This window comes from Chitinophaga sp. (assembly GCF_035564935.1).
Taxonomy (GTDB): Bacteria; Bacteroidota; Bacteroidia; order Chitinophagales; family Chitinophagaceae; genus Chitinophaga.
The window spans coordinates 1-13,634 of the sequence record NZ_DATMTE010000142.1 but is presented as its reverse complement, the minus strand read 5'-3'; the positions used below and the strand labels follow the sequence as shown (position 1 = coordinate 13,634).

Below are 13,634 nucleotides of genomic sequence, written 5' to 3'. Positions count from 1 at the left end.
CAAAATCTTTCGACTTCCATACAACCGGCGGACCGGATGTTTTTAAGCCCTGATCATATCCATCTGTGGTTGCATAACAATAAAACGTTCCATTGATCTCCTGAATGCTGGCATCAGCAATCATATCCGGAACCAGCGCCTTACCAAAGGGATTGTACCTGTAAGCATCATCATTAGAGTCCCCATGAATAAGATCCAAAGAACCTGTACGGCGGATTGAAACGTCGTCAAAAAATGCAGATGTTGGATTAAGCATACCAGATGATATAGTTATTCCTGTTAATAAATTCCTTTTTAGTCCAATTAGTGAATCTGGCAGTATCTTCCATGTCGTCCCATCAAATGAGACAGCACCTACAAAACTATTCTCCTTATGTTGAAGCCGAAGCCAGACATTTCCTGTTAGCCGGCCCCACGTAACAGCAGGTTCTGAAAGCGATATTGAAATGCCACCGGTATCTGCTTTTGATCCTCTAACATTTCTTGTCATCAATTTTACCTTCCATTCCGGCAATTCTATTTGTCCTGTTTTCTCAGGGTAAATTATTAATGCAACAAAAGGAGCATGATCATCCAATCCATCCCGCATCATCAAGCCCATCTGAGAAAACTGCGAGCTTGTTTGAGGAACAAATTTTGCAATGATTTCTCCATTGCCCGCCAAAGGTTGATAGGTAAAATGCAACTGATCGCTCGTGCTACCCAATTCATTTCCCCGGGCTTCAATTGCAAATATCTTTCCATCAAAAAAAGTTGAACCCTTTGCATTGCCAACATCATGCTGTTTCCAGGGATAAGGCAATCCAGCAGCAGCTGCAGCTTCATAAGAATTATCGCTTTCATATTCTGCATTTGATGCGGTGACTGCATAATAATAAACTGTTCCCTTGTTCACCTTCTTATCAATAAAGTTCGGCTGCTTAACGTTTTTGGCAATGGTTATGTAAGGTCCTCCGGGTTTCGTTGCTCTTTTTATGATATAACCATTCCCTCCAATGGACTCAATCCAGCTCAGCTTAATCTCATTATAAGATCCTTTAGCAATGATTGCAGCAGGAGGAACAGGACGACCGGCAACAGCATTTCTTTTCTTTGTTACAAAGTAAAGTGTTCCGTATCCGGGATGATCTGCACCGGGTTTTCCGGGCCCTTCAGGGCGAAGCTTCTCCGAAGCTTGCTGTATATACGGTGCAGACAATCCTTTCTCAATTACATAATGATTATATACCTGTTCATACACTGCACGCAGTTCACCACGGGCTTTCTGCGATATTTTCGTATGATGATATTTCCCTGTTCTGTCCAGCCACTCAACGAAAGGCACATCATCATTTCCCAAATTAAATTTTGCCGTGTACTCAAATCCTTTGAGCAAACGGTTATTGCCATAAGCATATAGATCCAATCCCTGGTTCCATGCAATGGCGCAACATTCGGCAAGCATTCCAAGGCCCAGTTGCGTATGCGCCTGGTCCCTCCCGCTTTCCTGTACTTGCCCCTCTTCATTAACGACATAATTTAATAAGCTTCCATTTCCCTGCCCATCTACATAATAGCGCAATGCGCTTTCAAACATAGGCCTATCATTACAGAACACCGCAATGGCCATCACTGTTTTCATAGCTGCTGCATCCCAATTGCCATTGGCAAATGGTGCAAAATCTTTTAAAACGGGATAGATGACCTCTTTAAAATGCCTTTCTGTTTGCCTGATATCAGCCTCTTTCCATCCTGAATTAGTGTATCGCAGGATTTCCGCGGCATTGATCATTTTGAAAGGACCAAGCCCAGCCATAAGTACAGCATCCCTCCCGGTTATTGATCTTAATGTCCGGGACCAGGCATTCACAATTTCGATTGCCTTATCCGCATAACGCCTGTCCCCGGTAATTGCCCACATCACCGCATTCTGATGAGCAGCATTTGCATCATTATCATAAAGAACCTGGCCAACAGTTGGGTTTCTTCCTACCGTTGTCAATGGACCCTGCATTTTAAAATTGAACTGTGATGCAGGATTTTGAATAAAGAGCTTATATCCTGCGTAAACCGGTTCCTCCTTATTGGCAACAGCCATCTTCATCCGCTGCAAATCTTTGTTTGTATGCAGGATGCCGGGGTGAACAAACTCCTGAGCTCTGATACGTGGGCCAACAAAAAACAACGAGCCTAAAAACACAATGATCCTAAACTGCTTTTTCATAACGAAATCTACAATATTAATGTTTGACATTCTACAATATTTTACTGCGAGAACGATGCTATTTTCTACCTTGTATAACCGGTATCTCCATAATGTGTTCTGTTTGATTATTGTAAATACCTTCAGACCGATACCACTTTACTTTTCCGGCGTTAACCAAATTGCGTGTCCGCCTGATGGTAATAGTGGAACATCAAGTATGGTGGAAGCACTAACTTTTTTTGTATCTACCTTTACCTTTGTTACGGTTGTAGCAGCCGGATCATCGCAGTAAATTTTAGCTATGTATTTTTTTCCTTTATCTAGAAAGCTCAATGACAATTTTAATACTCTTCCATCGTTACCTGTCATTGTTCCCACAAACCACTCTTTGCCCGACCTTCTCGCCATTGCTATATATTGGCCGATTTCTCCCTGCAATACCTTTGTTTCATCCCATGTTGCCGGGATCTTTTCAAAAAACTCTATTTCAGGCTCGTTCCGATAAGCCGAGGGTTTGTCGTACCAAAACACCGTTTGAATGGGGCTATAGTACACTACGGCCATTGCTAACTGATGGGCATGCGTTGTCTTAATTCTTTTATCGTAATAACAAATAGTGTAATCAGCAGCACCGGCGATAAAGCGGGTAAAAGGAAGTGTAACATTATGAGCTGCGTCTGGCATTTCTTCATTACCTCTTATACCTTCTGCAGTCATTAAATTAGGCCAGGTTCTTTGTTCGCCTGTTGGCCGCCAGTCGTCATGTACATTTACCATGATCTGGTTTTCGGCTGCTTTCCTGAACATCTCTTCAATCCAGGTTGTCCATCGGTGCGAACCTGCCTGAACAAACCCAAACTTTACTCCCTTTACGCCCCAATCATGATAAACCCTGAACAAGGAGTCGGATTGTGCATACAGTCCCTGCAGATTTACATACAGCCAAACGCCAATACCTTTTTCTTTTGCATATTGAATGATCAGCGGCAGATCCAGATCAGGTTTTGTCACCTTTGTTGCATCGGAGCCAAAGCTAAATACATCTCCATACCATCCGGCATCAAAGAGAACATATTGAAGACAATGTTGTGCAGCGAAGTCAATATTATCTTTCGCATCCTGTGTTGTTTGTGTCATTATGCGCATGATCTTCCCCGACCCAATCCAGCTGGTTTTTTTGATTCTTGACGGCTCATTCAGATTCAGTATAATGTCGTTGTTCTCAATTAAGCCACCTGGTTTTTCTGCAACCATAATCACACGCCAGGGAGTAGCAAATGGAGAAATCAGGTCGGCAGGGGTGTACATCGATGCAACAATCGTATTCTTCTTTGTAGTGCTTAACTTAAACTTTGTTCTTGCATAATCTGTCATTGCTGCTTCTGTAAGACACGCATACAAACCGCTTGGTAGTTGCAATGTAAGCGGGCGTTCGCTTTCATCGGTCCAGCCTTCCAAAGGCAGTAAGCTATACGGCCCTTGTGCCCATGAGGTAAACCACGCCTTTGTTCCATGGGGCAACGAAAACTCCGTATTATCCGACAGTATCCGGTAATAAGTTCCTTTTTTATTCTCAGGGAAGTAGAAACGAAATGCAGCACCTTCATTATAGGCTCTTATTTCCACATTCACATTATAAATAGGGCTGTCGTCCTTCACCATTTCGATTGTTGCGGCATTGTACTTGTCCCGAATCGTCTTTTTTTCACCTACAACCGGCATCCATGATGTATCCATCGCCGAGGTTGTGATCTTCTTCACTTTCAGGTTTTCCATCCACCTCTTGTGTTCATCCACCTTTAGTGCCATTGCGCTCTCGGAAAGATGATTGTCTAATTGCAGTTCCAAGACCGACTCGTTGATTACAGTTTTGCTTTTGTAAGAAACCGTATAATAAATTGCACGGTTCTTATCCGTATCTTCCTTTTGATAAAACCGGATGCTAATATTATTATCCGGAGACCGGATAATAATATTAGTTCCTTCTACAGTCGTTTGACTAAACGCCACATCACTCAAAAGCACCATAAAAAGAAAAAAAATACAATTCTTTACGTAGTTAGACTTAAAATTCATCATAAATATTATTTACTCCTTCAATTTATCAGCACTGAACATTTTTATATTGAGTAGTTGTTTCAGCACATTTGCGTACATCAGTTCAACTGAAGTTTTTCTGGCAGAGAAACAACCCAATCATTTTCATTTCGTTCAAAGGTTAATGGTTGCTTAGTGGGCAATCATTCTATTCTTTGAACTTTTCCCGCATAATGCTCATAGTTCTTTCTTAAAGATTTTATAATCAACCTGCCATCCTCAGGCCAGTCCATTGCAATTGCATGAAGCGCATCACCTTTCGTAGCAAAGCGAATATCCTCATAGATAAACGGCTTCCCTTTTACTTCATTAAAACCCTGCGAATTGAGTTGAGCAGCAGCTTGCTGACCTATTTCTTCTACAACCCTTCATTCTTCAGGTTCACATTGTGGCTGATGAATAAAAGCAGACAGAAGAAATTATGAAAGCAATTTCCTCTGTCTGTCGCCTGGCGACCGGTCTGCCATCGAATTATAGCTTCACAATCTTTTTAATAGTGACTACTCCCCGGGTATTTATCTGTAAATAATACATGCCGGCTGCTAACCCGCGAACCGAAATAACGCCGGGAGTTCCGTTCATCAACAAAGTTTTTACCAGCACCCCATTCTGATTGTACAATTTCACAACAGAACCAGCGTCCGCCTTAGTTACTTGTATATTCAATACTTCTGTAACGGGATTAGGATAAACAATAACATTCCCGCTATTTACTTTCACTGATTCATTTTCTTTCCAGACAGCAGATGCGGTACAACTGCCAAGATAATCGCCATGATTCAAATGATCCTGTACACTTTCCGGAGAAATACAGATCGTTTTGTTATTATGACAGATCATTACCTTATTGCTATTGTTACCACAACTTACATCTAAAGTTTTAATAGGAATAGAACCAGTTGAAGAACATCCATTGCTGTCGGTAGCTACAACAGTATATGTTCCTGCTGCATTTACACTGATGGAAGGAGTGGTTTGTCCACCGCTCCACTGATAATTGTAAGGTGCGGTACCACCAGATGTATTGGCGGTTACTTCCAATGATGTTGGCCCATAACCAATGTAAAGGGTATTTTTAGCATCCACCGCAGGGTTCATAGCATATACATCAGGAATGTTTGTACTTATTACTGCATTTACTGTAACGATAGTTGAGGCAATGTTCAGGTTGCCATGCCTGTCGGTTACTTTCCAGGTGATGGTTGACTGGCCTGCATTGAATGTACCACTTGCATCTGCTCCGTTTCCATTTCGTGAAGTAGATCCGCTTACACTATAACTTATCGAATCAATACCGCAATTATCAGTCGCGGTTAACAAAGGAACACTGTAAGTGCCTGACTGCTCGTAACAGAAGAACTGATTCGCAGGCACTGTAAGTATTGGCTTTTGATCATCCACAACAATCACCTGTGCTGTATCACTAGATAAACGCCCTTCCTCATCCCTTGCGGTAAGCGTTACAGTCACTGGTGAGCCAATGTTGGAGCAAGTGAAATCGCTTTTATCCAAACTTAATGTCAATGCGCCGGAATAACTCACCGAACCATCATTTACCTGTTGTGGTGTGATAGATACATGGCCATTTGCATCAACTGCTGCGTGGATGTTTTTTGTTCTTACGGCCGGAGGCGCAACACCTTCTGCAACCTCCACATCGTTCAATGCCCTTCTGTAGAGCTTAAATTCATCAATAGAGCCGTTGAAAACCGGGTCTGAGAATTGAGATTTACCCAGGTAGTTTAAAGTTGTGCCGGTAGTGGCGCCTGTGGCGGTAAGTTGTGAAGGCTTAATACTGATCGCTGTGTTAGTTGATGCCAAAGCTCCGTTTATATATAGGCGGGCAGTATCTCCTGATTGGGTAACAGCCAGATGAACCCAGGTATTCAATGGGAAGGCATAGGGGGAACTTACGTTTAACTCTGTTCCTCCGTTTTTAATAGCATACCGGACTATCGATGCACTTACATTATTTACTGTAGTGGTTCCTGCCTGTACTGAAAGGAACATATACTGGGTGGTATTATTACCAAAGTCGAATACCCTCATCCAATTTGCCATCGCATCCATTTTAACCCAGGCTGAAACGGTAAAATCGGATAGAGAACTTACGATTCCGGTTGGTAATGTAGCATAGGCATTGGCTGTACCATTAAGTTTAAGCGCGTTTCCTTCCTTCCCGGCTGCCCGGGTTGCTACGGCTGCCAATGTACCATGTGTAGCTCCCCAACTATCAATGGCGCGTGTTCCGCTTGTTTCATTAAACTTCAGGTAAGTCAGCTGGCCAGCATCCGGTAATGCCGTTACTTCCGGGCTTAAAGCCATACTGTCTGTGGAAGCAACTACGTAGTAATAAGTTGTTCCATTACTCACAGCGGTGTCGGTAAACCTGGTGGCGACCTGGTTTTCAATAGTAGTATAAGGCCCGCCTGGTGTAGTTGAACGCTTTATATTATAAGTGGAATTAAAAATAGGGTCCCATTCCAGTATATTTTTAGCATCGCCTGCAGCTACTGTCAGGTTTACAGGAATAGTTCCCACGGGCACGAAACGGAAAGGAAAGTTATATGGAACCGGATCATTATCATTTCCAACTATATATTGTATTTGATTACCATTTATATACCAGTAGCCATTTCCGGCTGTTTGAGCTCTCTGAACAGCATACGAAGTCCCATCAAAATAAATATTCATTGAATTCCAGACATCCGAATAAGGAGTAACGCTACGGCCAAATTGTGCGCTCTCATTGATATAATTACTGAAGGACGCCGGGGCGCTGAGACAAATAATTTTGTACCTGCCATTGCCCTGCTTTGTGACATTCCAGATCTGAAGTAGGGGATCGGAATTCACTATGTCAAATAACGGCGTGTTGGTGGTATTCCTTGTCCATAATGAATCATTGGTAACGGGTTTAAGATAGTAATTCCCATCAGCAAGCGAATTCGTCCCATAATACATAGACGCTTTATACCGTTTGATGGCATTTTCCAGTACAGTAACATAGTTACAAACATCAGTAATTGTCGATTGGGAACTGTACAACGACTGCACAAATGTAATGCTGTCATTTAACTGAGCTTTAGCTGCTACGGGAAACTTACCCAGTTCATTTGTTGTAGTCACTTCGGTGGTATCGCGTAATTTTATAGCTTCTGCCAGCTTTTGAAGGTAAGTGGAGTCCATTTCCGAGTCCGTAACGGGTTCGATCCTGAAAATCTGGTTGGTCCCATCAAGCCACCTGTTAATGGTCATAGCAATTCCATCTGCGGTATTTGAACCAGGAACTTCCAGGGATTTCTGGCTTGGCTTTCCCACGATACTGAAAGTCCCGTTTCCCCTGTCTTTTATAGACCAAACCTGGGCTTCATCTGTATTTGAGTAGATGCGCTGCTCAATACCTGCACCATTCATTGTTGCATTACCCACTACATCCATCGCTTTTCCACTCAGCAAATTAATCACCTTGTAATCTGTGCCGGATATAGGGCTTATGATCCAATGCTGGTTACTTGTAAAAGAATACGTTTTTTGTCCTATCAGGGCACTATCGGCAAGTGAACTGTTTTTTACTTCAACGGCTTTACCGCTATGTGTTACTATAATTCGGTACAAACCATTTAATGTTTGAGGCACATATGGCGCTTTGGGTGTACCGGCATCAGCGGGTGAGTCAGCACTTGTGCCAGCAGCATTTACAGCACAAACTTTATAATAATAGATTTGCCCGTTCGTCGCATTATTATCCATAAAGCTATTCCCGGAAAGATTAGACGCAATTGTTGTGTACGTACCATTTTCCGAGTTCGCCCGTTTGAGCGTATAGCTCTCTGCGCCAAATGAAGAAAGCCACCGGACCTGGACCTGGTTATTTCCAGCATATGCATATATGGAATGCGGAGTTTCAGGTACGGTAACAATGCCTCCCTGTCCCCCTGTAATGCTGACATTGCTAAAAGCAGACGTATTTAGAACGCCACTGGCCATTGAGCAAACAGCCAGGCCAATATAGGCTTTGCCGGTAAAACCCGCAAACCTTCCCTGAACTTCCGAAGCCCAGCTTGTGCCATCTGGTGAGTAATACATTACTATCACATCTCCAATTCTTTCGATCTTCACCCAATAGGCATCCTGGGGGATAGCCCTTTCAGCTTTTTCCCAATTGGATCCGCCCCGGACCTCAGTCCATCCGTGCATAAAAGCTTCTGCTCTTTTCCCCGGCTTAATTGCAATCCACGCCCTTTGCGCTGAGGTAGCTGTCAAATCAGAGCGAATCATTAGCCCTGCCCTTGTATTAGGAGCACTTGTTCCAACTGTTTCCACTTTCGCTATAATAGAACAGTTGCCAGTCACTTCCTTGTAAACGAAGTGAAAACCATCGGCTGAATGTGTCAATATTTCAGTCCCGCCTCCATTTACTGTCCAAACATTATTGTTATAGGAACTGCTTCCTGGCGGGGAAGCGGCGCCAACATCCAGATCTGTCAGACCACCTGTTCCCACTTTACCGGGAGAAGGAACAATTTCGGTTTGAGGCGGAACAGTAGCAGTAGAGTTATCCTCCGATTTATAAAACCATGTATACACAGGATCAAACCGTCTTGGTATGTCTATCAGACGCTTTGAAATATAAGGGGAACTTAAATTTTTACGTACCATGTAGGCGCCGTGCAATAGTGTTAATCCCCATCTTCCTCCATCCCAAATGCCTGTTTGATCGGTTAAATAATACCAGTCGGTAGGACCATAGGGTACGAACCCGATAGGCTCTCCTGCGTTCTTCCGGGAAAAATATTCTCCTGTTGCAAGAAGCCGGTTATCCAGTTCGGAGTAAAGATCCAGGCCTTGCTTCCATAAAACTTCTGCGGCAAAAGCCAGGGAACTCCACATTCCATGAGAATGGCCCTGGTCTCTTCCGCTTTCACCATTTTGCCCGCTGGGTAACGTATTTTTAAACCCTGTAGCGCCTATATATCTCATCAGGAAAATTACGTGCGCTACTTTTTCCGGATCATCAGAAAATGCGGCGATTGCCGCTCCTGCAGCTATACTCAAGGTTCCTTTATTTGCCGGTCCTAAAGCATAACCGGCGGCACCACACGCCGGCCAGTATACATTATTAAAAAGGCCTTGCACGGCTGTGGTATTCGCTGCTGTCCAACCGCTCCATGTTCCCCGAAGGATGGAGGCGGCGCCACCATACGCATAAGCGAAATCCCCTAAGTCCAGGTTTGCCTCCTGTCCTACAAATTGTGTTTGAGTATTTGCCCATGCCAATAAAATATCTCTTGCTTTAATAGCGTAGGCATCATTCCCGGTAAAATACCACATCATAGACAAGTTAAATGCAGCGCTCATGTCGCTCATCCACTGATTACGGTTTATGTGAGGATTACGGCTAACCGAGGCAAAAGGCCCCTGCATCTGGTAAGTCAGCTGAGACTTACCGTCTGCCGCCATGATATCATAAGCCTGTTTCCACGGATAATCGCCGGCCTGCACATGAGCCTTCAATATACCCAGGTCCGAACCTGAAAGAGGGATGCCCGGGTGTACAAAGGTTTGCGCCCTTGCATTTAAGGAAAAGATAAAGATCGCTGCCCAAAAGCAGTTGAACCTCCTGACCTTTGGAAAAGTACAGTGTGTAAAAAAGTTCATCATAGGGTTATTTTGTCAGGTTAAAAAATTGGTATCAGTAAATATTCCGAAAAAGATTTTTTATGCCTGCAGGCTCTTCTTTCGCTTACCGCCTCTCCGTTACCATTATACTATCGAATGTTGCTGTGTTTAAACCGGGGCTGTTTGACGAAACAGCCAATCCAACATAATAGGTACGCGCCATTGATGCAGTAACCGGAGTACCTACGGCAAACCATGTTTTCCCATCGGTTGACTGATAGGCAGTGATTGTATTGCCTGCTCTTTGCAAACGGAACCAGGTTGGAGTACGGGTGTATGCATTACCAGTTTGAAAACCCATAGAACCGCCTGTGGTAATACGGCTTCCAAACCTTGCCTCACGAATCCCCCCATCTCCCGATGTCATACTGAAAGCAACGGCATTGGAAGAAAGCGACTCCCGGATCATGAGGCCTGTTTTCTGAGCGCCGCCGCCAGTCCATGTACTTGCTGCAACCCGTGCCGTGATCGTAGCATCGCCGGTTACACTTTTATACACATAAGCCAAACCATCGGCGGCGCTACCGATGCCTGCACCGGAACCACTCACTACAAAAGTTCCGTTACTCACATTTGCATAACCGGCACTACCTGGAGTGGCAACCGTTCCGATATCCTGTTTAACCCAACCTGCTGGTAATGGACCGGTTGTTACCGGCGTTGCGTCTACTGCGGAAGAGTTGCCACTTGTTCCGGCCTGGTTAATGGCGGATACGACATAGTAGTACCTGGCCCCGTTAGTCACGCTGGTGTCTTCATATAAAGGAGCAATTCCTTTGTAGGTAGCAATCGTGGTATAGGGTCCGCTGCTTGTTGCTGCACGCAAGACGTTATATCCGTTGGCCGTAGCAACAGGAAGCCATTTTAACCATACTTTTCCGACACTCGCCGTTGCTTTCAGGCCTGTTGGTATTGATGGCGCAGGAGAGGGAGGATAAGGCGACGCGCTTGCACTTAAAGTATAACACAACGTACCAAATCCAATATTGTCATCGTGCTCAAATCCTTCCGGGCGGTTTACTTCTGCCATGGCTTTTACATAGGGGGCATTCAACCCTTTTCTGACCACATAATGGTTATAAATCATTTCCCAGATAGGGCGTTGTAACCTGCCACGGCCAAAGCTGTTTTTTTCTGATGTCCAAAAGTTCAGCACATTATCACAGTTGTTATATGTTATATATGGAACATCTTTCCAAAGATTGTATTTGGCAATGTACTCCGCGCCTGCCAGCAGGCGGTTGTTGTCATACCCGTACATATCCTGTCCCTGGTTCCATGCTATCTGGCAAAAACTTCCCAGCATACCCACGCCCAAAAGTGCATGCTCCTGGTCGCGGCCTGTTTCCTGCCACTGTCCTAAATCTCCGGGATGTAAAAAAGGAATTGCCTTAGTAATGTTACCGTTGCCTGCTCCGGATTTAAAGTAGGTAATGGCCTCATTGAACTTAGTGGTGTCATCGCACAATACACCAATGCTTAAGATGGCGGTGATGTTACAAATATCCCAGTTAGCCCAATAATGACTGATGCAGGTATTGTTGTGGCGAATTAGAAAGTCATGACAATTCGGATACATGTAAGTGGTCATCATGGTTTTGAATTGATTAAAATCCGCCGGCGCCCAATTAGGATAAAGACGCAGTATCTCACCTGCTACAGCAAATTCATAGACCGCTATTCCCATTAATCCGGGAATGTCCTGGCCACTGGGAACCTGGTTTACAGCCTGAGCCCATGCGTTCAAAATTTTCCGGGAACAGGCTGCATAAGAAGTATCACCTGAGATATACCAACGCAAAGCGTTAAGGTACGCAGCAATCGCATCGGCGGAGGCTCGTTGACGACTGACCCCCATATTGGCCTGCGGTGCTGCTGTGTAAGTGTTTTGTGCTTTTGGATGAGCAATCAATGCGTTCCAGCTATCAATCCAGGGATGCGCTCTGGCTGCCACCTGGGTTTTCATCCGGTCTAAATCGCTTTGCGTGTGTAAGCCGCCGGGATGAATAAAGGTTTGTGCAGTTGCCGTAATACTGTAAAAAAGAAAAAGGAAAAATGACAGGTATTTCACTTGATTCATGACAGAACTTAACTTTATCATCATTAGTTATTTATATGGTTCATAATGTTCCTTACCGCTGGTTCGGCGAACCCATCAAACTCTTTTTCATTGGCTGTGAACTTCTGAACGTTATATTTTTGGTGAACTCACCCAGTTTAATATTTGCCTCCACCACGTTAGTGGCCAGCTTTCCGTTGATGCGAAGGCCTTCGAACGTCACATCTTTTACAAGATGATCCTTGTCCAAACCATTTATGATAGACGGAGAATTATTAATGCCGTTATAACTTATGTTTTTGAAATAGATATTCTCTATTCCTCTGCCTGGGGCTGCATTATATTTATCATAAAACGCAACCTTTAATTGCAGGAGCTTTCCTTCCTGGAAATTATCCACATGTATATCTTCAAAGCGAACATTGCGAACCAGGTTCATGTCGCCCGCCTGAATAGCCATACATCCTTCCGCGGTAGGATCATCCTCATCGTGCTCCAGTATTTCAATGTTTTTAAACAGCAAGTTCTCAATTACTTCACCTGTTTTTTCTGTGTTTCCATGAACACCGATATTGATGGGATGCGCTACATCGGCCCAGAGAATAGCATTCGTAACCGAATAGTTTTTTGCATCGCCATAAAATTCCCAGCGATGTCCATACACTGTGATACAATCATCAGAGTTGCGCATGAACACATCATCGACCGTAACATCACTGCAACTCATAAAATCCAGTCCATCACTCCAGGAGCTTGCACTGAATGATTTCAAATTACGGATGGTAAGATGATCTGATCCCCCTGCAAAAATTGTATAGTGTTTTGGATTGACTACAATAATTCCATCTACAGTAACATTGCTTGAGTGCCGGATCTCGACACCTCTCTGTGGCTGGTCAATAATTCCGCGCCCTATAATGCGAACGTCTTTTACTTTATCACACAGTAATTTCCCTCTCACTATAGCGCCTCCGGCTATGTAAACGGTTTTACCCGAGGCAATGTTAAACGCTTCACCGGGCAGGTCTTTCGGTACATGCACACCCGGGCCGAAATAAATAACATCCGGATCATTGGGATCGGGACGGGATGTTTCAATAGGATTGGCAAATAAGTGCAGGTTGTGCAGTTTATCGCCATCAAACTCTATTGAAATCTTTCCAGGTTCAGCTAACGCAAACGTGATACTGTTTCCATTTAAGACCGGTTTTATTTCATAAGAAGACGGACGGATCTTCACAGACTCCGTATTACCGTTATTCTTTTGAACAAACACTTCTACAGATCCCGAGAAATCGAAATACACCATCGAAGCATCCTGCGGTTTATCAAGATCAACTTTTACATTGTATTCATACAAATCTTCCCATTCTCCACCGGGTTTTCGCACTTTCACGGTGTAGTCATCATTGTGCATGGAGTATACGACTGCTTTCGGAGGAGGATAAGTAATGAGTTCCTGTGCATTTACTTCTAAAGTATAAATACAAGCAAGGAAAATAAGAGATAGAAACTTTTGCATACGTTGATGAATCGGATTAAATGAACAGATTTATTTTTTTGTTGCTACCAACTGCCCCCGGACGATACCGTTGGGATACTTTTTCGTAT

General features: G+C 43.9%; 5 protein-coding genes. All 5 read right to left on the bottom strand.

What is annotated here, in order from left to right; all coding sequences use genetic code 11:
- Window positions 1-2,233, bottom strand: a 2,233-nt coding sequence (locus VN105_RS03850; RefSeq protein ID WP_325638107.1) for an alginate lyase family protein, incomplete at its 3' end; no start/stop codon positions are given.
- 108 nt (window positions 2,234-2,341) lie between these two features.
- The gene (locus VN105_RS03845; protein ID WP_325638105.1) at window positions 2,342-4,264 is read right to left on the bottom strand and encodes a glycoside hydrolase family 97 protein; all 1,923 of its coding nucleotides are present in this window, start codon (window positions 4,262-4,264) and stop codon (window positions 2,342-2,344) included.
- A 489-nt stretch (window positions 4,265-4,753) separates the two neighbouring features.
- Window positions 4,754-9,421, bottom strand: coding sequence for a LamG-like jellyroll fold domain-containing protein (locus tag VN105_RS03840; protein WP_325638103.1), 4,668 nt, complete (start codon window positions 9,419-9,421; stop codon window positions 4,754-4,756).
- 607 nt (window positions 9,422-10,028) lie between these two features.
- Window positions 10,029-12,044: an alginate lyase family protein gene (locus VN105_RS03835; RefSeq protein WP_325638101.1), complete on the bottom strand. Its 2,016-nt coding sequence runs from the start codon at window positions 12,042-12,044 to the stop codon at window positions 10,029-10,031.
- A gap of 52 nt (window positions 12,045-12,096) precedes the next feature.
- Entirely contained in the window at window positions 12,097-13,545 is a 1,449-nt protein-coding gene (locus VN105_RS03830; protein ID WP_325638099.1) for a glycosyl hydrolase family 28 protein, read from the bottom strand.
- Between the last annotated feature and the right edge of the window lie 89 nt (window positions 13,546-13,634).